Here is a 25,158-nt window from a genome sequence, read left to right as displayed (position 1 = left end):
GACGCCGGCAGGCGTTGCCGCTGCCGGCCGGCGTAGGTGGACCGGTCGAGTCTTATTCCTGGTCGAGCCTCGGAATAGGCCGGTCGTCGGTGGCCAGTGCGATGTTCTTGGTTTCCATATAGAACTCGAACGAGTAATCGCCGCCGTCGCGGCCGATGCCCGAGTCCTTCATGCCGCCGAACGGGGCCGGCAAATGGCGCACGTTCTGCGAGTTCACCCAGATCATTCCGGCGTCCATCTTTTCGGTGAAGCGCAGGGCACGGGTCATATCGCGTGTCCAGACATAGCCGGCCAGGCCGTAGTCCACCCCGTTGGCCAGCTCCAGCGCTTCGGCTTCGTCAGCGAAGGGAATGGCGGTCAACACGGGCCCGAAGATTTCTTCCTGTGCGATACGCATGGAAGCGCGGGCGTTGGTGAACAGCGTCGGTTTTACGTAGCAGCCGTTGGCCAGATCACCGTCGGTGACTTTTTCGCCGCCGGTGGCAATGGTTGCCCCTTCCTGCTGTGCGATCTCGAAATAGGAACGCACTTTTTCTTCATGCGAGGGGTGAATCAACGGGCCGATGACCGTGGCCGGGTCCAGCGGATGGCCGACCTTGATCTTCGCAGCACGCTCGGCGAGCTTGGCCACGAATGCGTCGTGCACGGATTCTTCGATGAGCACACGGCTCGACGAGGTGCAGCGTTCGCCGTTCAGGGAATAGATCATGAACAGCGCGGCATCGGCCGCGCGATCCAGATCGGCATCGGCAAACACCACGACCGGATTCTTGCCGCCCAGCTCGAAATGCACCCGTTTCAAGGTGGCAGCACCCTGGCCGAGGATCATCTGTCCGGTACGGCTTTCGCCGACAAAGCCGATGGCCTTGATGTCGGGATGTTCGGTGAGTGCCTTGCCGGCGTCTTCGCCGAAACCGTTGACCGTGTTCCATACGCCCTTGGGCAGGCCGGCGTCTTCGGCGATTTCCACCAGCAGACGCGCGGTCAGCGGCGAAAACTCGGCCGGCTTGTGCACGACGGTGCAGCCGGCGGCCAGTGCCGGGGCGATCTTCCACGTCGACAGCATGAACGGCGTGTTCCACGGCGTGATCAGGCCGACCGGACCGATCGGCGTACGCGTGGTGATATTGATCTGGCCCGGTGCTTTCAGCGACTGGCCATCGCGGGCGCCGGGCGCCCGGTCGGCGAAGAAGCGGAAGTTCGCCGCGCCGCGCAGGGCTGCCTTGGACATGAAGCGAAACGCCTGTCCGGTGTCCATGCATTCGACCAGCGCGATCTCCTCGGCACGGGCTTCGATGGCGTCGGCCACCTTGTGCAGGATCTTCTTGCGCTCGCCGCCTTCCATATCGCGCCAGGCGCCAAAGGCCGCCTTGGCCGCCTCGGCCGCACGGTCGATATCTTCGGCGCCGCCACGGGCGACATCGGCCAGCTTGGACTGATCGACCGGCGAGATCGTTTCGAACGTCTTGCCGCTCGCGGCCGGTACGGATTGCCCGTCGATATGGTTGGATACGCCGTCCTGGCGAAAACGGGCCAGATAGGATTCGGCTTTATCGAGATTGTCTTGGAATGAGGCCATGACAGCTCCGGGCTAGGACTGGCCGCGCAGGCGCGGGTGAATGGCGTTCTTCTTCCAGCTCAGCTCGCGCGATATCTGGCGAACCTCGAGCGACAGGCAGAAGTGCGGGGAATCGAACAGTTCGGCGAGCTCGGCCTGAAGACAGGCGAATAGCGCCTCGCCGATCTGCTGGCGGTCGCTTTCGCTGCGGCCTTCGCCGATACGAAGCGAGGCATCGAGGAAAGCGTTCTCGGGCAGTTCGTCGGCCACCGAATAGTGGTCGCAGCGCAGCGTGCGTACGCGAATGGCGCCGGGTTCGAAGAAGCCGGTGTCCAGCAGGGTGGCGTTCAACCGGCTGCACAAATGGGCCAGGTCGACGCGATCGGCCAGGTTGGCCGAATACTCCATGCACAGATGAGGCATGAGCGTTTCTCCTCTTGTTGTTTTATTTATCATGTTAAATAAAACAACAGGCGTCAACCGTGCGTCAAGGCAGGCTTGGGTATGACGACTGTCTGTGACAGGCGGGCGGCCTGGTCCGCAGCCCGCCGCGTGCCCCATGCGCCCTATCGGTGCTTGCAGCAAAAGCCCGGCGCTATGCGCAGAGCCGAGTGCCTCACTCCATTTCGACGAGTTCGTTGAGCATGTCGATCAGGGTGGCGACACGCTCGCTGCCGAACTGGTCTTCCAGAGCGCGATAGATCGCCACGCTCTCCGGCGTGATCTCGCTGACGATGCGATAGCCCTGATCGCTCAGGCGCAGCTGCACCCGGCGGGCATCGTCTGGGCACCGTTCGCGGATGAGCGTGCCCTGTTTTTCCAGGGTCTTGATGATGCGCGACAGGCTCGACGCGAAAATACAGGCCCGCCCGGAAATCTCGGTGGCATCGAGCACGCCTTCTTCGGCGAGTACGCGCATCACCCGCCATTGCTGTTCCGAAATACCGTGGGCGTTGAGCATCGGCCGAAACCGCGCCATCACCGACTCGCGTGCGCGCAGCAGCGTCATCGGCAGGGCGTGCCGGGTTTCAAGCGGATGGCGGTTGTAGTTTCTCTGGCGTGCGGGGTTACGTGTCTGGCTCATCGGCCGGCGTCTCGATGTCGTCTGGATTGATGCACCGGCCCGCATGCGATCGATGCGTCGAACGCGCATATCGAGCCAGCGCCCGGTGGGGCGGCATCGTTGCGCGGATTCCAAGCCGGCCGGCACAGCAGGCTTGTTTTTATTGTGCATCAAGCCGGTGGCATGGCCTAGCAGGCCACGCGACAAACCACCGGGTACACGTGCCGTGGGGGGCAGAAGGCGAGCCTGTCCGAACCCGGTCACGGGTTGGATGTGCCTGGTGGCTGGGCAGCCAGCCTAGAGCTGATGCCCGAGCTTGTACTCGCCGTCGTCGTCCTGGTCGTTCTTGCGTGTATAGGAGAAGCCGTCCGCGCCGATGGTGACCGCCATTTCGGAGCTGTCGGTGCGTGCGACGAGCGGCTGCAGGTTGCCGTCGAGGTCGAGGACTCGCGATGCTTCCGTGTACCAGGACGGTACGACGGCATGGCCCCACCAGTCGCGGCGCTGGTTGTCGTGTACGTCCCAGGTGATGACCGGGTTGTCGGGGTCGCCGGTGTAATAGTCCTGGGTATAGATCTCGATGCGGTGCCCGTCCGGATCGCGTAGATACAGATAGAACGCGTTCGAAACACCGTGGCGCCCGGGGCCGCGTTCGATACGATCGGACAGCCGCAAGGCACCGAGTTTGTCGCAGATATGCAGGATGTTGTGCTTTTCGTGGGTGGCGAAGGCGATGTGATGCATGCGCGGACCCTCGCCACCGGTCATGGCCGTGTCGTGTACGGTGGATTTGCGCCGCATCCAGGCCGCATAGACGGTCTGGTGTTCGTCCTGAATATCCTCGGTGACACGAAATCCCAGGTCCTGCATGAACCGGGTCGCGCGTGGCACGTCGGGTGTGACCTGATTGAAATGGTCCAGGCGCACCAGCGCGCCGGCACTGTGCAGGTCATAGCGCCAGGCCAGGCGTTCGACGTGTTCGATGTCGTAGAAGAATTCGCAGGGGAAGCCGAGCGGATCCTGTACTCGTACCGAATCGCCCACGCCGCGAACGAAGCCTTCCTTGCGCCGCTCCACGCGGCAGCCCAGCTCGGTATAGAAGGCCACCGCCTTATCCAGCTCGGCCGGGGATTGCACCCGATACGCAAAAGCCGCGACCGCCGGGTCGGGGCCCTGGCGCAGCACGACGTTGTGGTGAATGAATTCCTCTGTCGTGCGCAGATAGATCGTGTGTTCGTCTTCCGCGGTGACGACCAGGTTCAGCACATCGACATAGAACGCCCGCGATACGGCCAGATCGGATACCACGATCTCCATATAGGCGCAGCGCAAGATTTCCGGTGGCGGTGCCGTCGGCGTGGGTACCGGATTGTCCGTCGGCACAAACGCTTCGGCGGACACATAAAAACCCGCAGATGTCAGGGTCTTTTCGCTCATCTGATATCTCCTCATCGCAAGACTTGCCGCTCGACGCCGCGGGCGAACGACTTATTGTTGTCGGTTTCGGCGCCGTGTGACGCTCACCCAGGGCGTGATCGTCTATCGGCTCCGAGCTGGTGGCCCATGCGTCTACTACCGCAGCGGATCAACATTCGACTTGTATTGTTTAGCATGTTAAGTAATGGTGTAGGTGTCAAGCGATCGACGGCGGCTGCAGGGCCGGCCACGCGAGCGCGACCTCGGCCGCTGTTGCTGCAGGTCAGGTATGGGTACCGAGGTTTTCGGACTGCACGGACAATGCCGATGCATTCGATCAACGGCCTATATTGATACGTGGCTATTGGCAGTGGCTTGAGTGTTGAGTTGAGTTCGAGTTTTTCAGTCGGCGTATTGGCAGTGGTATCTTTTTGTTTTGCAAATTAAAAAAATAATCGCTTTATTTATTCTTCGTGTAACATGCGTCTAATTTTTAAAAAATGATACCTGTTGATGGCTGATTGGTTTGATGTAGTATCGGTTTAAGAGGTCGCGCGGCGCCGTCACGAAGCGCTTGCGGAGCGACCCCGTCGTGGCCGGTTTATCGCGGCGACGGCAAGCAAGATCAATAAGCCCGAACGCGATGACGTATCGGGCACTGCCGGCAAAGCCGGTGCGAGTACGAGAGAGGAGAAAATCAGTGAAAGCGACCGAACGCGGGCGCGCCGTGCATGCGCTCGACGGCGGATATGCGGGCTCATCGATCGGCGGCGGCGTTTTCGTCGCGGCCTGCGATCGCAGCGACGGGCAGGCCTGCCATGTTCGCTGAGTTCATGCAGTATCTTTTCTCAGGCCTGACCGCGGGCTCGACCTATGCGCTTGTCGCGCTGGGTTTCACCATCATTTACAACGCCAGCCATATCATCAATTTCGCCCAGGGCGAGTTCCTGATGATCGGCGGGCTGGGTTCGGTCATGCTCATGCAGTACGGCCTGCCCATGCCGCTGGCGATTGTCGGCGCGATCGTGCTGGCGGTGCTGGCCGGCATCCTGATCGAAAAACTCGCACTCGAACGCGCCGCGACCAACGATATCGTGCCGCTGATCATCATCACGATCGGCGCATCGCTGTTTCTGCGCGGCGGTGCCCAGTTCTTCTGGGGCAAGTCGATTCATGCCCTGCCGGCATTCACCGGCAATACGCCCATCGATATCGCCGGGGCTACCATCCTGCCGCAAAGCCTGTGGGTGCTGGGCGTCGGCGCAGTGGTGGTCTGCGCGCTGGCCTGGTTTTTCAAGCGCACGCTCACCGGCAAGGCCATGCTGGCGGTATCGCATAACCCCAACGCCGCGCGCCTGGTCGGCATCAACCCGCGTTTCATCCTGATGCTGTCGTTCGCGTTGGCCGGTGCGCTCGGCGCGGTCGCCGGCGCAGTTGCGGCCCCGATCACCCTGACCGCCTACGACATCGGCGTAATGCTCGGGCTGAAAGGCTTCGTGGCGGCGGTGCTGGGTGGTCTCGGCAGCCCGGTGGGGGCCGTTGTGGGCGGCTTGCTTCTCGGCATCATGGAGGCCTTTACGGCCGGCTATATCTCGTCGGAATACAAGGACGCGGTACCGTTCGTAATCGTGCTGCTGGTGTTGTTTCTGCTGCCCAGCGGCCTGTTCGGCTCGCGTGCGACGGAGCGGGTCTGATGGACATGCTCAAGCGTATTCCACGCCCGGGACTGATCGTGCTGGCGCTGATTCTGGCCGCTGCGCCGCTGGTGTTTTCCAACCCTTACCAGTACGACGTGGCCATTCACGTGCTCATCAACGCCATGGTCGCGGTCGGGCTGAACCTGTTGATGGGCTATGCCGGTCAGATCAGCCTCGGCCATGCCGGTTTCTTCGGGCTCGGTGCCTACGTTACGGCCGTACTCAGCGCCAACTACGGCTGGCCGGTCTATCTGTCCATGCCGGCCGCGCTGGTCGTGGTGGCGCTGCTCGCGTTCGTGGTGGCACGCCCGATTTTGCGCCTGTCCGGTCATTATCTGGCCATGGCCACGCTGGGGCTCGGCATTCTCATTTCCATCGTGCTGCGTACCGAGGCCGGTATCACCGGCGGGCCGGACGGCATGATGGCGCCGCCGCTGTCGATCGGCGATACCAACCTTTACGACGAGCGCTACTGGTATGCGCTGATTGCGGTATTGCTGCTGGCGACCGTCTGGCTGGCGTTGAACCTGATCGACTCGCCCGTCGGGCGGGCGCTGCGGGCGGTGCACGGCTCGGAGGTGGCTGCCGAGGTGGTGGGCGTGCATACGCTCGGCTACAAGGTGCTGATTTTTGTCGTATCGGCGGTGCTGGCGGCCCTGGCGGGTGTGCTAACGGCCCACTACTCGGGCTTCGTGACGCCGGATCTGGCCAACTTCATCTACTCGATCGAGTTCGTGACCATGGTCGTGCTGGGTGGCATGGCCTCGACCTACGGCGCGATCGTGGGCGCGGTCATTCTGACGTTGCTGCCGCAGTTTCTGACCGGGGTCGATGATCTCGAGGTGATGATTCTGGGCGCGATCCTGATGGTGGTGGTGATCTTCATGCCCACGGGGCTGGTGCCCACGCTTGCACGGCTGGTGCCGGGAGGCCGGCGATGAGCGCGATTCTCGAATGCCGCGAGCTGACCAAATCGTTCGGCGGCGTCGATGCCGTGGCGGATCTGTCGTTCACGGTCGATCGCGGCCATATCCATTCGATCATCGGCCCCAACGGCGCCGGCAAGACCACGCTGATCAACCTGCTCACCGGTATCTATACGCCCACGGCCGGCAGCATTCTTTTGTCCGACCACGATACGCGCGGGCTGGCGCCCTACAAGCTCGCCCAGCGCGGGCTTGGGCGCACGTTCCAGAATCTGCAGATCTGCATGAACATGTCGGCGGTGGAAAACGTGATGGTCGGCCGCCACCTGCGCCTGAACCGCGGCTTTGTATCGGCCCTGCTGAGGCTGCCGTCGGTACGCTCGGGCGATCGCGATTGTCGTGCGCGCGCGCTCGAGCTGATGCGCTTCGTGGGCCTGGAAGACCAGATCGACCAGCACCCCAGCGAGATGTCCTACGGTGCGCTCAAGCGTCTGGAAATCGCCCGCTCACTGGCGGCCGAGCCCGAGCTGCTGTTTCTCGACGAGCCGGCGGCCGGGCTCAACGCCAACGAAACCCACGCCATCGGTGCGCTCATTCGCGAAGTGGCAGCGAGCGGGGTGACGGTGGTTCTGGTCGAACACGACATGAAGCTGGTCATGGATATTTCCGACGACGTGCTGGTGCTCAACTACGGCCGCAAGCTGGCCCAGGGCACGCCGCAGGCCGTCCAGAACGATCCCGAGGTCGTTGCGGCCTATCTGGGGGGCGCATGAATACCGTCGAACCATTGCTGCGTATTCGCGGCCTGCATACCCGCTACGGCGCGGTCACCGCGCTGCGCGATATCGATCTCGATGTGGCCGAAGGCGAACTGGTGGCGCTGGTGGGCGCGAACGGTGCCGGCAAGACCACGTTGCTCAATACGCTGTCGGGCATTCAGCCGCACAGCCAGGGCGAGATCCATTTCGATGGCGAGCGCATTTGCCGTGTCAAGGCACAGAAACGGGTCGCCCGCGGTATTACCCAGGTGCCGGAGGGCCGGCAGGTGTTCGGGCCCATGTCGGTGGCCGACAATCTTACGCTCGGCGCCTATGTACGCGGCCGTGGCCCGGCGGTGGATCGCGATATCGACTGGGTCTACGAGCTGTTTCCGATTCTGGCGGAAAAACGCCGTCAGGCGGCCGGCATGCTCTCGGGCGGCCAGCAGCAAATGCTGGCCATCGGGCGGGCGCTCATGGCACGGCCGCGCCTGTTGCTGCTCGACGAGCCCAGCATGGGGCTGGCGCCGCTGCTGATCGAAGAGATCTTCGAGATCGTGCGCAACCTCAATGCCGAGGGCATCACCATTCTGCTGGTCGAACAGAATGCCGCGGGGGCGCTGGCGATCGCTGATCGCGGCTTCGTGCTGGAGACCGGTGCGATCACGGTCAGCGGCAGCGGTCGCGAACTGGCCGATCATCCCGAGGTCAGGCGCGCCTATCTGGGAATCAGCGAGGCGCCGGTCGAGCAGGGTCAACACAACGAATGACAACAACACGTCGATCGACATCGACGGGGCACACGGTGGGAGAAACCAAGGAGACGTTATGCGAATCAAGAAACTCGGAGCGGCATTGCTGCTCACCCTGGCATCGGTCGGCACGGCCGCGTTTGCGGCACCGGACGGCAAGCCGATCAAGATCGGCACCTTCTTGTCGGTCACCGGGCCGGCGTCGTTTCTCGGCGATCCCGAGCTCAAGACGCTGGAACACTGGGTGGGCAAGATCAACGACGAGGGCGGCGTGCTCGGCCGTCCGCTGGAGCTCGTGCATTACGACACGTCGGGAAACGCCGGCAAGGCGCGTACCTTCGTCAAGCGTCTGATCAATTCCGATCAGGTCGATGTGATCGTGGGCGGTAGCACCACGGGTACGACCATGGCGGCGGTACCGCTGGTCGAGCGTTCGGGCGTGGCGATGATCTCTCTGGCCGGCGGTATTCCGATCATCGACCCGGTCAAGAAATGGGTGTTCAAGACGCCGCATACCGACCGCATGGCGGCCCGCAAGATTCTCAAGGACATGCAGAGCCGCGGTTTCACCAAGGTGGGGCTTATTTCGGGTTCCGGCGGCTTCGGCCAGTCCGGCCGGGAGCAGACGCTGGCGGCGGCTTCGGAGTTCGATATCGAAATCGTGGCCGATGAAACCTACAACAACAGCGATACCGACATGACCGCCCAGTTGACCAATATCGCCAACACCCCGGGGGTGCAGGCGGTACTCAACTTCGGCTTCGGGCAGGGCCCGGCGATCGTGACCCGCAACTACAAGCAGCTCGGTCTCGAATTGCCGTTCTACCAGTCGCACGGCGTGGCGTCCGAGAAGTACATCGAACTCGCGGGCGATGCGGCCGAGGGCGTACGTCTGCCGGCCGGCGCGTTGCTGGTGGCTTCCAAGCTGGACGACAACGATCCGCAGAAGAAGGTCGCACTGGCCTACAAGAAGGAATACGAAGACACCTTCAACGAGTCCATCTCGCAGTTCGGCGGCCATGCCTATGACGGGCTGATGATCGCGGTCAAGGCGATCGAAGCCGCCGGCAGTACCGACCGTGCGGCGATTCGAGACGAGATCGAGGCCACCGACGGGTTCGTCGGCGTGGGCGGCGTGTTCAATATGAGCCCGGACGATCACATGGGGCTGGACCTGTCGGCGTTCCGGATGCTCGAAATCCGCAACGGCACCTGGACCCTGCTCGACTGATCGGGATGGGGCGGACCGTGCGGCAGTCGCGGCACGGTTCGCACCCCTGCGCTGCAGGTTCTAGAATTCGACCCGATACGGTGCCCGCGCTGTGCTGCGGGCATTTTCATGTCAGCTGATCCAGCGGCCGCAATCGGGTGGTCCGTGCAGCGCTTGCCCGGAGAATGAATTGGCACGATCCCGGCCTATCGATGCATTGATCGAAGAATTCAGCGCCCGCCGCTCGCTGCGCGCGACATCGTTGATCATTTCGGTCTACGGCGATGCGATCGCGCCGCGGGGCGGCACCGTCTGGCTGGGCAGCCTGATCAAATTACTCGAACCGCTGGGCCTCAATGAGCGCCTGGTTCGGACTTCGGTCTATCGGCTGTCCAAGGAAGGCTGGCTCAGTTCCGAGCAGATTGGGCGGCGCAGCTATTACAGCCTCACGCGTAGCGGCTGGCGCAGTTTCGAACGGGCCTATGAGCGGGTCTATAGCGAGCCGCGGGTGTCCTGGGACGGCGAATGGACGCTCGTGCTCATGGGGCAGGTGCCGCAGCGCAAGCGCGACACGCTGCGAAAGGAGTTGTCGACACTCGGTTTTGGTGCGTTCTCGAGTGACATGCTGGCGCACCCGCTACCGCCGCGATCGGCGTTGACGTCGGTGCTGCAGGATCTGGATGTTCAGCGTCGCGTGGTACTCATGCGCGCACGCAACGAAGGCCTGCCCACCTCGGCGCCGCTCAACCGCCTCGTGCGCGAATGCTGGAATCTGGAAGCACTCGGCGTGCAATACGCCGAATTCCTGGATCGTTTCCGACCGGTCTGGCGCGCTATCGACAGCAACGGCGGGCTCGACCCACAGGCCGCGTTTCTGATCAGGACCCTGCTCATCCACGAAATCCGCCGGCTGCTGCTGCGCGATCCTCAGCTGCCCGACGACGTACTGCCTGGCGATTGGCACGGGGCGGCGGCGCGGCTTTTGTGTCGCAACCTCTATCGGGCCACCTTCCGACAGGCTGAAACCTATCTGGCCGACGTGCTGGAAACCGCCGATGGGCCGCTGCCCGAGCCGGCCGCGTATTTCTACGAGCGTTTCGGCGGTCTCTGAACGCATCGGCGGCCCGGTCCGGGGGACGCAATAACCCGATACATTTGGCGCGCACAAAGAGTGCGCCTGTATCGCGCTGCAATGCAGCAATGCCGCTTATCACGCTCGCAATGGCCCTTGTTTGCGTTGCCCATTCCCTCCCTTGATTCGCGGCACTTCAGAAAATTCATAATTATTCATGCGTAATCAGACAGTTGGGTGCTGATTCGCCGGAATCTGACGCGTGCGATATTTATTTGATACAAAACGTACGATCATGTAACTTGATCTGTATCAAAACGAGCGCCGCACCCGCGGCGCCTGTGTCGGCACGACCCGACACTACAACGCCAAGACAGCCTTTTTCGGGGCGGGAGTGCGAATCATGTATGCACAGAATGTAGATACCGGTAGCAAGGGGGTTCGCGGCGCGGACGAACTGTCGCCGGAAGAGGCCGCGTTTCAGGCGCGTATCGACGACAACATCAAGATCGAGCCCAAGGACTGGATGCCGGCCGCGTACCGCAAGACGCTGATCCGCCAGATCGGTCAGCATGCCCATTCCGAGATCGTGGGCCAGCTTCCCGAAGGCAACTGGGTCACGCGCGCGCCGACGCTCGAGCGCAAGGCCATCCTGCTGGCCAAGGTGCAGGACGAAGCCGGCCATGGCCTGTATCTGTATTGCGCTGCCGAGACGCTGGGTATCAGCCGCGACGAGCTGATGAACAAGCTGCACTCGGGCGAAATGAAGTATTCATCGATCTTCAACTATCCGACCCTGACCTGGGCCGACATGGGTGCCGTGGGCTGGCTCGTGGACGGCGCCGCGATCATGAACCAGGTGCCCCTGCAGCGGACCTCCTTCGGGCCGTATGCGCGGGCCATGGTGCGGATCTGCAAGGAAGAGAGTTTTCATCAGCGCCAGGGCTACTCGATCATGATGTCGATGGTCTCCGGAACGCCCGCGCAAAAAGAGATGGCGCAGGACGCATTGAACCGGTTCTGGTATCCGGCGCTGATGATGTTCGGCCCGTCGGACAAGGACAGCGTGCATTCCGACCAGTCCATGGCCTGGAAGATCAAGATGAACACCAACGACGAACTGCGTCAGCGCTTCGTCAACGAAACCGTCCCGCAGGCGCATTACCTGGGGCTGACGATTCCCGATGACGATCTCGTCTGGAACGAAGAAACCGGCAACTACGATTTCAGCCAGCCCGACTGGGACGAGTTCAAGGCCGTACTCAAGGGCAACGGCCCCTGCAATCGCGAGCGCCTGGGCGCCCGGATAAAGGCATGGGAAGGCGGTGAATGGTTCCGCGACGGCCTGGCGGCCTACGCCGAGAAAGCGGCCAAGCGCCGGGCCGCCGCATAAGCGGTCCAGGCCCTGAATCAACGCAGAACACGGGAGCTAACGATGGCGAACGAATGGCCGCTCTGGGAGATCTTCATCCGTGGGCAGCACGGGCTCAACCACCGTCATGTGGGTAGCCTGCATGCGCCCGACGCCGAGATGGCGATCAACAATGCCCGCGATGTCTATACCCGGCGCAAGGAAGGGGTTTCGATCTGGGTGGCGCGTTCGACCGAGATCACGGCGTCCACGCCGTCCGACAAGGGGCCGATGTTCGACCCCGCCGAGGACAAGATTTACCGGCATCCCACGTTCTACAACATTCCCGACGAAGTGGGGAATATGTAATGCCCTCTCTGTCCGACATGAACACCGATGAAGTCACGAAGCTGGCTGACATCGCCGCGGCCGAGCAGACCCACGATGTGCACGTCACCAACGTCGAAACCCGGCCGGCGTTCTTCGAATGGCTGTGCCGCATGGGCGATACCACGCTGATCCTGGGCCAGCGGCTGTCGGAATGGTGCGGTCACGGTCCGGCCCTGGAAGAGGATATTGCGCTCACCAATACCGCACTCGACCTCATCGGCCATACCCAGCTGTGGTTGGGTCTGGCCGGCGAGGTCGAGAACGAGGGCCGCTCGGCCGATCAGCTGGCGTTCCTGCGCGATGCGTTCAAGTTTCGCAACGTGCTGCTTGTAGAGGTGCCCAACGGCGATATGGGCGTGACTACCATGCGCCAGTTCCTGTTCGACGCTTTCCACTACGAACTGCTGCAGCGGCTGACCGAATCGAGTAGCCCGCGCGTCGCCGAGATCGCGGCCAAGGCGCTCAAGGAAGTGTCGTATCACGTCGAACGGTCCACCGATCTGGTGGTGCGTCTGGGCGATGGCACCCCGGAAAGCCATGATCGGATGCAGCAGGCGTTGGACATATTGTGGTCGTACACCGGCGACATGTTCGTCAGCGACGGCGTCGACGCCACAATGGCGGATGCAGGTATCGCCCCGTCGCCGGATACGCTGCGCGAGGCCTGGCTGGCCCGGGTCGAGGACGTGCTCGACGAAGCGACCCTGAAAGTCCCCGATAACGCGTTCGTGCATACCGGCGGCAAGACCGGCAAACACACGGAGCATCTGGGCTATATCCTGTCCGATATGCAGTTTCTGCAGCGCGCCTATCCGGGCGCCAGCTGGTAGCCGCCGGCGCGGTGCCCCATGAAACAGCAACAGGCGCTAAACACCCGGCCGACCACCCGGCAAGTCTGGGAATGGCTCGCCGACGTGCCGGACCCGGAAATCCCGGTCGTATCCGTGACCGAGCTCGGCATTGTCCGCGAGGTGGGCTACCGGGATGACACGCTGGTGGTCACGGTGACACCCACGTACTCCGGCTGCCCGGCGACCCTGGTCATCAACCAGATGATTGTCGAACAGCTGCGCTCGAAAGGCGTCGACGCATTGCGCGTCGAACGACGGCTGTCGCCGCCCTGGACGACCGACTGGATTACCGATTCGGCACGCGACAAGCTGCGCGCTTTCGGTATTGCCCCGCCGGTCGATGGCACCGCCGCGAGCGGCCAGATGGCCAGTCGCGCGTCGCGTCTGGCCGGTGTGACAGGGCCGGCGATCGCCTGTCCGCGCTGCGAATCCAAGAACACCGAAAAGATCAGCCAGTTCGGTTCCACCCCCTGCAAGGCGTCGTATCGCTGCAAGGATTGTCTGGAGCCCTTCGACTATTTCAAGTGCCTCTGAGCGCCAGAGCCTAACGGAAAGTTTTGCATGCCACGCTTTCATCCTCTCGAAGTTGTCGACGTTCGCCGCGATACGCGCGACGCCGTCGTTGTCACGCTCAATCTGCCGGCGGACAACGCCGAGGCCTTCGAATTCACCCAGGGCCAGTATCTGACCTTCCGTCGCGATTTCGACGGCGAAGAACTGCGCCGGTCCTATTCGATCTGTGCCGGTACCGACGAGGGCGTGCTCAAAGTCGGCATCAAGCGTGTCGACGGCGGCGCGTTCTCGACCTGGGCCAACGAACAGCTCAGCCGCGGCGACGTCATCGAAGCGATGCCGCCGATGGGCAAGTTTCATACGCCGCTCGAACCGAGCGCCGAAAAACACTATCTCGGGTTCGCCGGCGGCTCGGGCATCACGCCGCTGTTGTCGATCATCAAGACAGTGCTCGCGCGTGAGCCCAAATCCCAGTTCACGCTGCTCTACGCCAACCGCCAGATGACGTCGATCATGTTTCGCGAGGAGCTGGAAGACCTCAAGAACCTGCATCTCGGGCGCTTTTCGGTCATCCACGTGCTCACCAGCGAAGGCCAGGACATCGATCTGTTCTCGGGCCGGATCGACGCCGAGAAGATGGAGCAGCTGTTCAAGTACTGGATCGACGCGAGCTCGGTGGATACCGCGTTCATCTGTGGCCCGGAACCGATGATGCTCACGATCGCCGATTCGCTCAAGCAGCACGGCCTGAGCGACGATCGAATCAAGTTCGAGCTGTTCGCCTCCTCGCAGCCGGGCCGGGCGAAGAAACCGGCCGTTTCGCGCCAGGACGCACGCGCCGGGGCGACCTGCAAGGTTTCGGTCACCCTCGATGGCACTACGCGTACGATCGAAATGCCCAACGACGGCACCGCGGTGCTCGACGGCGCGCTCGCCAACGCCATGGACGCCCCGTATTCCTGCAAGGCCGGCGTGTGTTCGACCTGCCGGGCGCGGGTGCTGGAAGGCGAAGTCGAGATGCTGAACAACCAGGCGCTCGAGGATTATGAGGTCAAGGCCGGTTATGTGCTGACCTGCCAGAGCGTGCCGATCACCGACACGGTGGTACTCAGCTATGACGAGTGAACCGTTCGATCAGACCATGCCGATCGAGGATTATCTGGCCCGCGGCGGCAAGCTGACCTCGCCGGACAACCCGCCGCCACGCTATCGCGGCGAACTGCTGCGGCTGATGTCGTCCTTCGTGGACAGCGAGCTGGCCGGCTCGGCCGGGTTTGCCGATTCCATCAACTGGGCCCCTGGTATCAAGGAACGCATCGCAGCCAGCCGGATCGTGCTGGAAAAAGCCGACCATGCCGAACGCGTGCTCGACCTCATGAGCGATTTCGGTACCGACAAGGCGCTCTACAACAACGCCCACAACTGGTCGGCGCGCGCCAGCCGCGATGCCGCTATCGACCCGGCGCGCCAGGGCGGCGACATGCGGCTGTCGGTCTTCCACTATCCGCTGGAAAACTGGACCGATGCCGTGGTCATGAACGTGCTCATGGGCCTGGCGACCGTGGTGCAGCTCGAAGAACTGCGCGAGTGCTCATACGCGCCGTTCGCCGATGTCGTACGCGCGGTGCTGCCGCGTGAGCAACGCCACATGGAGCTGGGCTTCGAGGGTCTCGATCGCATCGTTGCCAACGAAACGGGCCAAGACGAGGCCAGAGCCTGCGTGGCCTACTGGTATCCACGGGTCGCAGAAACTTTTGGCAGCGCCCAGTCGGAGCGCTTTACGCGGCTGGCCCGAATGGGGCTGCGACATACAACCAATGAAGAACTGCGCGCCGCCTGGCAGAACCGGGCGCGCACCCAGTTGTCGCGTCTGCAGCTGGTCTGACAACAACGCGAAAGCAGTCCGTACTCGGCGCCGGGCTCGATATTCAGGCGCGAACCCGCGCCGAAGATCCGATCGATCGGCCGGGCCAGATATTCAGGGTGCCAAGACACCGACGACAAGAATCAGGAGCGTGTAATGCAATCCAGCAGCTATGTTCAAGGCCAGTGGGTCACCGGCGAAGGTGGCAAGACGGTATTGAACGCGGTGACCGGTGAACCCGTCGCCCGCGTATCCAGCGACGGCATCGATTTCGCGGCCATGCTCGACTATGCCCGGACCGAAGTCGGCCCGAAGCTGCGGGCGTTGACCTTCCACCAGCGCGCGCTGCAGCTCAAGGCGCTCGCGCAGACGCTGATGGCCGACAAGGAACGCTTCTACAAGCTTTCGACTGCTACCGGTGCGACCCGGACCGATTCCTGGGTGGATATCGACGGCGGTATCGGCACGCTGTTCACCTATGCCAGCAAGGGCCGGCGCGAGCTGCCCAATGCCACCTTCGCGCTCGACGGCAACCCCGAGCCCATGTCGCGCCATGGCAGCTTTATCGGCCAGCATATCCACACCTCGCTGGAAGGCGTGGCCGTGCATATCAACGCCTTCAACTTCCCCGTTTGGGGCATGCTGGAAAAATTCGCGGCCAACTATCTGGCCGGCCTGCCGGCGATCGTCAAACCGGCCACCCAGACCGCTTTCGTCACCGAAGACATGGTGCGCGCGATCGTCGATTCCGGGCTGATCGAAGACGGCGCGTTGCAGCTGATCAGCGGCGGCGTGGGCGATCTGCTCGACCATGTGACCTGCCAGGACGTGGTCACCTTCACGGGCTCGGCGAACACCGGCCGCAAGTTGAAGCAGCACCCGGCGATCGTCGAGAACGCCACCCGCTTCTCCATGGAAGCCGATTCGCTCAACTTCCTCGCGCTCGGCCCCGACGCCGGCCCGGACACGCCCGAATTCAAGCTGGCCGTAAAAGAGGTCATGCGCGAGATGACGGTCAAGGCCGGGCAGAAATGTACCGCCATCCGGCGCGTGCTGGTCGCCCGCGATCACCAGCAGGCGTTCATCGATGCGCTCTCGGAAAAGCTCGACAAGGTGGTGGTCGGCAATCCCGAAGCCGAAGGCGTGACCATGGGTGCGCTGGCCAGCCGCGACCAGGTCGAGGAAGTGCGTGCACGCATTGCCGATCTGGCCCAGGGCGCCAGGATCGTTTACGGCGATCCGGCGCGTTGCGAGGTCGTTGATGCCGATGCCGACAAGGGCGCGTTCGTCGGCCCGGTCGTGCTCTCGGCCGATGCACCGTTCGACAATACGGCGATCCATACGATCGAGGCCTTCGGCCCGGTCGCGACCGTCATGCCCTACGAAACCACCGAAGAAGCCGTGGCGCTTGCCCGTCTGGGCGGGGGCAGCCTGGTCGGCTCGATCGTGACCTACGATGCCGGCTTCGCGCGGGCGATGACGCTGGGCTGCGCGCCGTTCCATGGTCGTCTGCTCGTGCTCGATCGCGACTGCGCCAAGGAGTCCACCGGCCACGGCTCGCCCATGCCCATGCTGGTCCACGGCGGGCCGGGGCGTGCCGGCGGCGGCGAAGAGCTGGGCGGCATGCGTGCCGTGTTTCATTACATGCAGCGCAGTGCCCTGCAGGGCTCGCCCGACATGCTGGCCGATGTGATCGACCACTGGCTGCCGGGCGGCAAGCGTGTACAAACCGATCGCCACCCGTTCCAGAAGCACTTCGACGAGCTCGAAATCGGCGACGCGATTCTCACCGATGCCCGCGAGGTCACCCTTGAGGATATCGAGCATTTCGCCAACTTCACCGGCGATACCTTCTATGCCCATATGGACGAAGAGGCCGCCAAGGCCAATCCGTTCTTCGACGGGCGCGTGGCCCACGGCTACTACATCGTGTCGCTGGCAGCCGGCCTGTTCGTCGAGCCCAACCCGGGCCCGGTGCTGGCCAACTACGGCGTCGACAACCTGCGTTTCATGACCCCGGCCTATCCGGGCGACGCGCTCAAGGTCGCGCTCACCTGCAAGCACAAGACCAAGCGCGAGAACACCGAATACGGCGAAGTGCGCTGGGACGCCACCGTGACCAACCAGAACGACGAGGCCGTGGCCCAGTACGACGTGCTGACCATGGTCGCCACCACCGACTGGACGCCGGAGGCCGAAGAAACGGCCGCCGCTTAAGGAGATTTCCATGGCAGACGATTCCATCATCCTGAGCATCGATTCCGGCATCGCCCGGATCACGCTCAACCGTCCGAACAAGCTCAACAGCTTCAACGTGGCCATGCACGAAGCCCTGGCCGAAGCGCTCGACACGGTCGAAGCCGATGATTCGGTGCGCGTGCTGCTGCTCACCGGCGCCGGCAAGGGCTTCTGTGCCGGCCAGGATCTGGGCGATCGCGCAGTATCGACCTCCGGCGAAGCGCCCGATCTGGCCTATTCGGTCGAAACCTATTACGCACCGCTGGTACGCCGCCTGCGCGCACTGCCCATGCCTGTGGTCTGCGGCGTCAACGGCGTGGCCGCGGGTGCGGGTGCGAATCTTGCGCTGGCCTGCGATCTGGTCATCGCCCGCCGCTCGGCCAAGTTCATCGAAAGCTTCTGCAAGCTCGGCCTGATTCCGGATACCGGCGGCACCTATTTTCTGGCGCGACGCATCGGTATGGCCCGGGCCATGGGCCTGGCCATGCTCGGCGAACCCATCGATGCGCCGACCGCCGCCGACTGGGGCCTGATCTGGCGCTGCGTGGACGACGACGCCTTCGACACCGAACTCGACCAGCTCGTCGAGCATTTATCGAAAGCCCCGACCCGCGGCCTGGCCCGTACCAAGGAGCTGATGTACGCCGGCGCGAACAACAATCTCGATGCGCAGCTGGATGCCGAACGCGATGCCATGGGCGAGCTCGGCCGCAGCGCCGACTATGCCGAAGGCGTGGCTGCGTTCAGCGAAAAACGCACGCCCGAATTCAAAGGTCGCTGAATAACCAACACGCCGGCGACGCTGCAACGAATATAAAAAAGCAGCGCGCCGGCCCGAACAGGCTTTTTCGGAAGGAGACAACTCAATGCAATCCAGCCAGAACGGCGCGGCTGCCGCGCCCGAGGATACGGATGCCCAGGCGCTGGCCGAGCGCGTCGGCGAGGCAATGTTTGCCCGCGACGAGGCCTCGCGCATGCTCGGCATGCATATCGACGCCATGGCGCCCGGCTATGCCCGCGTATCCATGCCGGTACGCGACGACATGGTCAACGGCCACAAGACCTGCCACGGCGGGCTGATCTTTTCGCTGGCCGACAGCGCGTTTGCCTTTGCCTGCAACAGCGGTAACCACAACACCGTGGGCGCGGCCTGCAACGTGGATTACCTGCGCCCGGCGTTTGCCGGCGACGTGCTGGTGGCCGAAGCCGAGCAACGCTCGCGCTCGGGGCGAACCGGCGTTTACGACGTCACCGTGCGCAATCAGAACGACGAAACGGTGGTGCTGTTTCGCGGGCGTGCGCACCAGGTGCGAGGCGACGTGCTGGACGTGATGGCGTCGTGAAAATCAAGTTGGGTGTGCCTGCGTCGTCTGGCACGGCCCCGAAAACATGAAAAAGCGCTCGGGGGCCCATACCGCAGACGCTTTCTTACACAAACGAGACGGAGGAGACGAACATGGCTGCATTGATGGAACCCGCATCGCTGCTCGAACCGATCGAGACCGCGAGCCGCAACGAACTGCAGGCGCTACAGCTGGAACGGCTGAAATGGTCCCTGCAGCACGCCTACGACAACGTGCCGCGTTACAAGGCCAAGTTTGACGAGGCCGGCGTGCATCCGAGCGATCTGGAAACGCTGGCCGATCTGGCGAAGTTTCCGTTCACCACCAAGCAGGATCTGCGCGACGCCTATCCGTTCGATATGTTCGCCGTGCCGCGCGAGCAGGTGTCGCGTATCCATGCCTCCAGCGGGACCACCGGCAAACCGACGGTGGTGGGCTATACCGCCAACGATATCGAGACCTGGGCCAACCTCGTCGCCCGCTCTATCCGTGCCGCTGGCGGCAAGCCGGGCGATATCGTGCATGTCGCCTATGGCTACGGTCTGTTCACCGGCGGTCTCGGTGCCCACTACGGCGCCGAAAAGCTCGGCTGTACCGTGATACCGATGTCGGGTGGCCAGACCGAAAAACAGGTGCAGCTGATCCAGGACTTCAAGCCGCGCATCATCATGGTGACGCCCTCGTACATGCTCAACATCATTGAAGAGTTCGAGCGCCAGGGGCTGGACCCGCGCGAGTCCTCGCTGGAAATCGGTATCTTCGGCGCCGAGCCCTGGACCAACGCCATGCGCGAAGAGATCGAACGCCGCGCCGGTATCGATGCGGTGGATATCTACGGTCTGTCGGAAGTCATGGGCCCGGGCGTGGCCAACGAATGCGTCGAAACCAAGGATGGCCCCGTGATCTGGGAGGATCATTTCTATCCCGAGATCATCGACCCGGAAACCGGCGAAGTCATGCCGGACGGCGAGCCCGGGGAGCTGGTGTTCACCTCGCTGACCAAGGAAGCGCTGCCGATCGTGCGTTATCGAACCCGCGATCTCACCCGCCTGCTGGCACCGACCGCGCGTTCCATGCGCCGTATCGACAAGATCACCGGTCGCTCGGACGATATGCTCATCATTCGCGGCGTGAACGTCTTCCCGACCCAGATCGAGGAGATCATCTGCAAGCAGAAAGGCCTGGCACCGCATTATCTGATCGAGCTGACCCGCGACGGCAATCTCGATCACGTGGCGTTAACGGTCGAGCGCGGTCATGATTTCGACGACCACAGCACTGAGGACGAAACGCTGAGCAATCTGCAGCAGCACATCAAGTCCTATATCGGTATCAGCACCAAGATCACGCTGTCGGCCGTGGGTACGCTGGAGCGCTCTCTGGGCAAGGCCAAGCATGTCATCGACCGCCGGCTGAGCCATCGCGGCTAGCGCCTGTTAACGCGCCGAAATTGTCGCGCCGCGCTTGGCCCTGGAATAACCAGGGCCGGCGCCACGCGCCTTGTCTGGCGCGAGTTGCGCGGCAACGCGGCGAGGCGCCCCAAGGCGCTTTCCAAGCGCCGGGCGGGCACGCCGACGGCCGGCCTCAGTTCCGGGCGTAGCGGGTCCGCCACAGGCTGGGCGCTTCGCCGAAGCGATCCTTGAATGCGTGACTGAAGCGCGCGCTGTCGCCAAAGCCGTGGGCGAGGGCGATATCGGTGATCGAATGCTGGCCCGCCGAATCGCGGGCCAGCGCATCGCGAGCACACTGCAGCCGGGTTTCGCTGATCAAACGGGCCGGCGTGGTGTTGTGGCGTGCCAGCAAACCGTAGAGCGTGCGTCGTGAAACGCACAGCACGCTGGCCAGGCGCTCCGGCGTGAGATCGCTGCTGGCGAGATGGGTGGCGATATAATGGCGCGCGCGCTGCATGCGTTGTGCATCCACATCGGCCTCCTCCGGCTCGGCCGCCCGTGCGAAGGTCGCAGCCAGCATTGCGCCCACACCCTGCATCACGTCGCTCACGCCCGGGTCGTCAAAGCGCGGCTGCGCGCGTGCCAGACCGGTGATCGCACCGAGTGCAGCCTGCATGGTCGGCATATCCGTAAGTTCGGTCGCGCTCACGCGTTCGGCATAGCGCGGCAGCCGGCTGTCGACGTCATAGGGAATCAGCAGTACGGCCAGGCGTGCACCGTCGCTTACGCGAATTCGGTAGGGCCGGGTGGTATCGCAAAGACTGGCGCGGCCGGCCTGCAGGCGCACCGAGCGGCGATCCTGGGTGAGTTCGAGAGTGCCCGCAAGCTGCCACAGCACTTTCAGATACCCGGCATTGGCACGCCGTGCCAGATAGGCGGTTCGCGCAACATCCGAGGCCGCGCTGCTGATATGCGTGAGCGTGCATTCGCCAAGCCGGCAGCTGTTGGCCTGTGCATAAAACGGCTCGGCGCCGGGGCGGCTCATCTCCAGCGGTGGGAAATGCGCGTTGACGTAATCCTGCCAGCCGCCGAGATTGGAAAAGCGGCCCGCTTCCGGGGCCTGCGATCGATGTTGCAAATACGGCATGTGATTCGACGGTCTCCAGCCCGTGGCGCCCGATTGTTTCGGGTCGAATTAGGTTGCAATGCGCATGCCAGGTTCGCTCGTGGCGCTGCAACGCTTTTATTTGTGTTTACGCCGTTGTCCGCGCGCTGTCAAAGATCGCCCGGCAAGCGCCGCCAAGCTGCACACAGCGACAAATCGATATGCACGTAACAGCATGCGTGGCGTGGTCAGCCGGCGCAGGCTCGGGACGAGATACAACCGACCACTGCAGCCGTGCAGCACGTTTGTCGCGAGCGTGCGAGACGGCGGACGTTTACTGTTCGAGGAGCACGCGTGAATCAGGCATTCCAACATTTCATAGCCGGTCAGGCGGTCGACGCCTCCGACGGTGCGACCCTGACCCTGCCGGATCCGGCGACCGGCGAAACGCTGGCGACATCGGCTGCCGGCACCGCAGACGACGCCACGCGGGCCATCGAGGCCGCTCATGCCCAGCTCAAGGGCGGCGAATGGTCGCAGATGAGCGGCGCGGCGCGTGGGCTGTGCATCCATCGGCTCGCCGATCTGGTCGAGCGCGATGCCGAACAGCTGGCCGACATGGACGCGAACGCGATCGGCCGCCCGCCCGCAGAACCGCGCATGCTCGACCTGCCCAACGCCATCGCCACGCTGCGCCATGCCGCCGGCTGGGCCGACAAGCTCGAAGGTCGCACCATTCCCACGGCCGGCTATATGGGCCAGCCCACGCTGTCGTATACCGAACGCCTGCCGGTCGGCGTGGTGGCTGCCATCGTGCCCTGGAATACGCCGTTGATGATCACCTGCTGGAAGCTCGGCGCGCTGCTCGCGGCCGGCTGCACGACCGTGATCAAGCCAGCCGAACAGACGCCGATGTCGGCCCTGCACCTGGCAAAGCTGTGTCAGGAGGCTGGTATTCCCGATGGCGTGGTCAACGTGGTGACCGGTTACGGTGCAACGCTAGGGCCGGTGCTGTGCGAGCACCCGAAGGTAGCCAAGATCACGTTCACCGGCAGCCCGGAAACCGGGGCGGCCATTCAGCGCCTGGCGGCGCCACTGTTCAAGCATGTGGCGCTCGAGCTGGGCGGCAAGAGCCCGCAGATCGTGTTCGACGATGCCGACCTCGAAGCGGCCGTGGGCGGTTGCGCCATGGGGCTGTTCTTCAATCAGGGCCAGGTCTGTGCTGCGGGCACGCGCATCCTGGTGCACGAAGACGTAGCCGAGATGTTCAGCGAGAAGCTGGCCGAGGTCGCACGCAGCATTCAGGTGGGCGATCCCGATCAGGAAGGCACGCAGATGGGTGCCGTTGCCAGCCAGGGCCAGTACGACAAGATCAACGACTATATCCGTCGCGGTAGCGAGGAGGGCGCAAAGCTGCTCGCCGGCGGGCCCTCGGAGGCGGCCAACGCCGGCTGGTATGTCCGCCCGACCGTATTCGTCGAGGCCAACAACGACATGAGCATCGCACGCGATGAAATCTTCGGCCCGGTCGGCACGGTGATGACGTTCCGTGACGAGGCCGAGGCCATCGCCATCGCCAACGACACCCGCTATGGCCTTGCCGCGACCGTGTGGACGGCCGACGTGGCTCGCGCCCATCGCGTCGCCCGCCAGGTGGAAGCCGGCGCGATCGGCATCAACGCCTGGGCGCCTATCGACCCGCAGCTGCCCTGGGGCGGCTTCAAGGAGAGCGGGCTGGGGCGCGAATGCGGCCTGGCCGGAGTGCTGGCCTATACCGAAGAAAAGGTCACCACCGTCATGCTTGGCTGATCGACACAGGATCAAGGCGCGATAAGCGCCTGCATTAGCCAATACAACCAAAATAAAGAGGAGAGGCTATGCATACAGTCCTACGCGCGACGAGCGCGGTGCTCGCGCTGGCGGGTCTATGCCTGGGCGGCGCCGCGACGGCGGCGCCCGGCGCCGACACGATCTATCTGAACGCACGCATCCATACACAGGACGACGATCGTTCCATGGTACAGGCGGTGGCGATCGCCAACGGCCGCTTCATTGCGGTGGGCGATAGCGAAGCCGTTCGCAAGCACGCCGACGACGATACCCGTATCGTCGATCTGGGTGGCAGCACGGTCGTGCCCGGCATCATCGACGGGCACGGCCACTACGTGCGCGGTTTCAAGCGCCAGCTTTTCAGCTGTGATTTCCCCAGTAGCGCCACGCCGGATGAAATAAGCGAGCGGGTCGCAGGGTGCGTCGCCGACGCCAAACCGGGCGAATGGGTGGTGGGCGGCGCCTGGGCTTCGGCCTATGCCGACTCCGGCAAGATCGACAAGAAGCGGCTCGATGCCGTGTCGCCCGACAATCCCGTATATCTGCTCGATGACACCGGCCATAACGGCTACGTGAACTCGAAGGCGCTGCAGGCGGCCGGCTTCGACAAGGAACGTGCGGACGAGATGGCGGCCATTCAGACCGATGCGGCGGGCGAGCCCAACGGCATTCTGTTCGAGCAGGCCGCCGGTGAGCTGACGCGCACGATTCCGCCGATGAGCGACGCGAAGTATCAGCAAACGGTTCGACACGCGGTGGACGAGGCCAACCGGTTTGGTATCACCACGTTTGTCGAAGCACGTACCGACCGGCCGACGGTGCGTGCCTATCATGACGTCGATCGCAACGACGGGCTGCACGCTCGGGTGGCGACCTTCCTGCAGTACGACACCGACTTCAACGAAACCGCAGCCGAACAGCGCAAGACGCTGGCCGACCGTGCCCGCTACCGCTCGGACAACGTCCATACCGATTTCGCCAAGCTCTATCTCGACGGCGTGCCGCCTGCGTTGACCGCCTCGCTGCTGGAACCGTACGAGGCCGGCGCACTGGAAGCAAAAGGGCTGCCGGCCGACTATGAAGGCGAATTACGCATGACAGCGGATGCCATCACGCAGGATGCGATCGAACTGGCCCGCCAGGGCGTGACGGTGAAGATGCATGCCACCGGCGATGGCTCCGTACGGGCCGCGCTCGACGCGTTCGAGGCAGCGCGCGAGGCCATCGGAGCGCGCGAGCTGCATCATTCGATTGCCCATGCCAGCGTGGTCGACGAAGCCGATCTGGCACGGTTTGCCGAGCTCGATGTGGCGGCCGACGTTGCGCCGCCGCTGTGGATTCGCGGGCCGTACAGTTCGGCCATGCGCAACGCGATCGGCCATCGCTACGACAAGACCCCGCCGACGAAAGAGTTGCTCGATGCGGGCGCCGTGATCGCCTACGGCTCCGACTGGCCCTCGATATCGAGTTCGATCAACCCCTGGCCGCATCTGGCCTCCATGGTCGAGCGCGAGATCGGCCCCGAGGAGAGTATTCCGCTGCAGGCGGCCATGGACACCATGACTCGGGGCGCGGCGTACACGCTCAACCTGTCCGATCAGATCGGGTCGATTGAAGTGGGCAAGTCTGCCGATCTCGTGGTGCTCGACCGCAATATTTTCGATGTTCCGAACGCCGAAATCGCGCAGACAAAAGCCCTTAGAACGGTATTTCGGGGTAAGACGGTATACGAAGCCGAGCCGCGTTGATCGTTCGCTATCGGCCGGGGTGCCGGGTGCCGTGGCTGAAGTCATGCCGGGGCAACGGGATGGTCTGGCAGTGGGCCACGAG

General features: G+C 63.5%; 24 protein-coding genes. 19 read left to right on the top strand and 5 right to left on the bottom strand.

Annotated elements, in window-relative coordinates; all coding sequences use genetic code 11:
• Nucleotides 1–52 precede the first annotated feature (52 nt).
• The 4 genes from hpaE to hpaD all read right to left on the bottom strand — a co-directional run bounded on the left by hpaE (nt 53) and on the right by hpaD (nt 4,058).
• Nucleotides 53–1,579: a 5-carboxymethyl-2-hydroxymuconate semialdehyde dehydrogenase gene (hpaE, locus tag C84B14_RS11885; protein ID WP_353224330.1), complete on the bottom strand. Its 1,527-nt coding sequence runs from the start codon at nt 1,577–1,579 to the stop codon at nt 53–55.
• A gap of 12 nt (nt 1,580–1,591) precedes the next feature.
• On the bottom strand, nt 1,592–1,981 hold the full coding sequence (locus C84B14_RS11880) for a 5-carboxymethyl-2-hydroxymuconate Delta-isomerase (RefSeq protein ID WP_348766681.1): 390 nt from the start codon (nt 1,979–1,981) through the stop codon (nt 1,592–1,594).
• A 193-nt stretch (nt 1,982–2,174) separates the two neighbouring features.
• The gene (gene hpaR, locus C84B14_RS11875) at nt 2,175–2,642 is read right to left on the bottom strand and encodes a homoprotocatechuate degradation operon regulator HpaR (RefSeq protein ID WP_348766680.1); all 468 of its coding nucleotides are present in this window, start codon (nt 2,640–2,642) and stop codon (nt 2,175–2,177) included.
• Between the two features lie 276 nt (nt 2,643–2,918).
• Complete coding sequence (gene hpaD / locus C84B14_RS11870; RefSeq protein ID WP_353224328.1) at nt 2,919–4,058, bottom strand: 3,4-dihydroxyphenylacetate 2,3-dioxygenase; 1,140 nt, start codon at nt 4,056–4,058, stop codon at nt 2,919–2,921.
• A 679-nt stretch (nt 4,059–4,737) separates the two neighbouring features.
• Between hpaD and C84B14_RS11865 the strand changes: the two genes are divergently transcribed.
• The 17 genes from C84B14_RS11865 to paaK all read left to right on the top strand — a co-directional run bounded on the left by C84B14_RS11865 (nt 4,738) and on the right by paaK (nt 20,432).
• Nucleotides 4,738–4,866 (top strand): hypothetical protein, encoded by a 129-nt coding sequence (locus C84B14_RS11865; protein WP_348766678.1) that lies wholly within the window; start codon nt 4,738–4,740, stop codon nt 4,864–4,866.
• The gene (locus tag C84B14_RS11860; protein WP_348766677.1) at nt 4,856–5,731 is read left to right on the top strand and encodes a branched-chain amino acid ABC transporter permease; all 876 of its coding nucleotides are present in this window, start codon (nt 4,856–4,858) and stop codon (nt 5,729–5,731) included. Before C84B14_RS11865 ends, C84B14_RS11860 begins: the two co-directional genes overlap by 11 nt.
• Entirely contained in the window at nt 5,731–6,675 is a 945-nt protein-coding gene (locus C84B14_RS11855; RefSeq protein WP_353224325.1) for a branched-chain amino acid ABC transporter permease, read from the top strand. The genes C84B14_RS11860 and C84B14_RS11855 overlap by 1 nt, the downstream gene beginning before the upstream one ends.
• On the top strand, nt 6,672–7,433 hold the full coding sequence (locus C84B14_RS11850; protein WP_353224323.1) for an ABC transporter ATP-binding protein: 762 nt from the start codon (nt 6,672–6,674) through the stop codon (nt 7,431–7,433). Before C84B14_RS11855 ends, C84B14_RS11850 begins: the two co-directional genes overlap by 4 nt.
• Nucleotides 7,430–8,188: an ABC transporter ATP-binding protein gene (locus C84B14_RS11845; RefSeq protein WP_353224322.1), complete on the top strand. Its 759-nt coding sequence runs from the start codon at nt 7,430–7,432 to the stop codon at nt 8,186–8,188. The genes C84B14_RS11850 and C84B14_RS11845 overlap by 4 nt, the downstream gene beginning before the upstream one ends.
• 58 nt (nt 8,189–8,246) lie before the next feature.
• A complete protein-coding gene (locus C84B14_RS11840) occupies nt 8,247–9,401 on the top strand; it encodes an ABC transporter substrate-binding protein (protein WP_353224320.1) in 1,155 nt (384 codons plus the stop codon).
• A gap of 169 nt (nt 9,402–9,570) precedes the next feature.
• Complete coding sequence (gene paaX, locus C84B14_RS11835) at nt 9,571–10,491, top strand: phenylacetic acid degradation operon negative regulatory protein PaaX (RefSeq protein ID WP_348766672.1); 921 nt, start codon at nt 9,571–9,573, stop codon at nt 10,489–10,491.
• Nucleotides 10,492–10,855: 364 nt separating this feature from the next.
• Nucleotides 10,856–11,845: a 1,2-phenylacetyl-CoA epoxidase subunit PaaA gene (gene paaA / locus C84B14_RS11830; RefSeq protein WP_348766671.1), complete on the top strand. Its 990-nt coding sequence runs from the start codon at nt 10,856–10,858 to the stop codon at nt 11,843–11,845.
• 42 nt (nt 11,846–11,887) lie between these two features.
• Nucleotides 11,888–12,172, top strand: coding sequence for a 1,2-phenylacetyl-CoA epoxidase subunit PaaB (gene paaB / locus C84B14_RS11825; RefSeq protein WP_006913747.1), 285 nt, complete (start codon nt 11,888–11,890; stop codon nt 12,170–12,172).
• Nucleotides 12,172–13,023, top strand: coding sequence for a 1,2-phenylacetyl-CoA epoxidase subunit PaaC (gene paaC / locus C84B14_RS11820; RefSeq protein ID WP_353224318.1), 852 nt, complete (start codon nt 12,172–12,174; stop codon nt 13,021–13,023). The genes paaB and paaC overlap by 1 nt, the downstream gene beginning before the upstream one ends.
• Nucleotides 13,024–13,041: 18 nt before the next feature.
• Nucleotides 13,042–13,578 carry a 1,2-phenylacetyl-CoA epoxidase subunit PaaD gene (gene paaD, locus C84B14_RS11815; RefSeq protein WP_353224316.1) on the top strand — a complete coding sequence of 179 codons (537 nt, stop codon included), beginning with the start codon at nt 13,042–13,044 and terminating at the stop codon, nt 13,576–13,578.
• Nucleotides 13,579–13,605: 27 nt separating this feature from the next.
• A complete protein-coding gene (gene paaE / locus C84B14_RS11810) occupies nt 13,606–14,682 on the top strand; it encodes a 1,2-phenylacetyl-CoA epoxidase subunit PaaE (RefSeq protein ID WP_353224314.1) in 1,077 nt (358 codons plus the stop codon).
• Complete coding sequence (locus C84B14_RS11805) at nt 14,672–15,442, top strand: Phenylacetic acid catabolic protein (protein WP_353224312.1); 771 nt, start codon at nt 14,672–14,674, stop codon at nt 15,440–15,442. The genes paaE and C84B14_RS11805 overlap by 11 nt, the downstream gene beginning before the upstream one ends.
• 135 nt (nt 15,443–15,577) lie before the next feature.
• Nucleotides 15,578–17,638 (top strand): phenylacetic acid degradation bifunctional protein PaaZ, encoded by a 2,061-nt coding sequence (paaZ, locus tag C84B14_RS11800; RefSeq protein ID WP_353224310.1) that lies wholly within the window; start codon nt 15,578–15,580, stop codon nt 17,636–17,638.
• A gap of 10 nt (nt 17,639–17,648) precedes the next feature.
• Entirely contained in the window at nt 17,649–18,440 is a 792-nt protein-coding gene (paaG, locus tag C84B14_RS11795) for a 2-(1,2-epoxy-1,2-dihydrophenyl)acetyl-CoA isomerase PaaG (protein WP_353224308.1), read from the top strand.
• A gap of 85 nt (nt 18,441–18,525) precedes the next feature.
• Nucleotides 18,526–19,002, top strand: a complete 477-nt coding sequence (gene paaI / locus C84B14_RS11790; protein ID WP_353224306.1) for a hydroxyphenylacetyl-CoA thioesterase PaaI — start codon at nt 18,526–18,528, stop codon at nt 19,000–19,002.
• Between the two features lie 113 nt (nt 19,003–19,115).
• On the top strand, nt 19,116–20,432 hold the full coding sequence (gene paaK, locus C84B14_RS11785) for a phenylacetate--CoA ligase PaaK (protein WP_353224304.1): 1,317 nt from the start codon (nt 19,116–19,118) through the stop codon (nt 20,430–20,432).
• A 154-nt stretch (nt 20,433–20,586) separates the two neighbouring features.
• Here the strand turns inward: paaK and C84B14_RS11780 are convergent, their stop codons facing one another.
• Entirely contained in the window at nt 20,587–21,540 is a 954-nt protein-coding gene (locus C84B14_RS11780; protein ID WP_353224302.1) for a helix-turn-helix domain-containing protein, read from the bottom strand.
• Between the two features lie 312 nt (nt 21,541–21,852).
• Between C84B14_RS11780 and C84B14_RS11775 the strand changes: the two genes are divergently transcribed.
• Both C84B14_RS11775 and C84B14_RS11770 read left to right on the top strand, forming a co-directional pair.
• Nucleotides 21,853–23,307 (top strand): aldehyde dehydrogenase family protein, encoded by a 1,455-nt coding sequence (locus C84B14_RS11775; protein WP_353224301.1) that lies wholly within the window; start codon nt 21,853–21,855, stop codon nt 23,305–23,307.
• A gap of 68 nt (nt 23,308–23,375) precedes the next feature.
• Nucleotides 23,376–25,076, top strand: coding sequence for an amidohydrolase (locus C84B14_RS11770; RefSeq protein ID WP_353224299.1), 1,701 nt, complete (start codon nt 23,376–23,378; stop codon nt 25,074–25,076).
• Nucleotides 25,077–25,158 lie beyond the last annotated feature (82 nt).

This window comes from Salinisphaera sp. C84B14 (assembly GCF_040361435.1).
In the GTDB taxonomy this organism is placed as follows: Bacteria; Pseudomonadota; Gammaproteobacteria; order Nevskiales; family Salinisphaeraceae; genus Salinisphaera.
The sequence above is the reverse complement of the archived record's forward strand: the minus strand, read 5'-3'. Positions and strand labels throughout refer to the sequence as shown.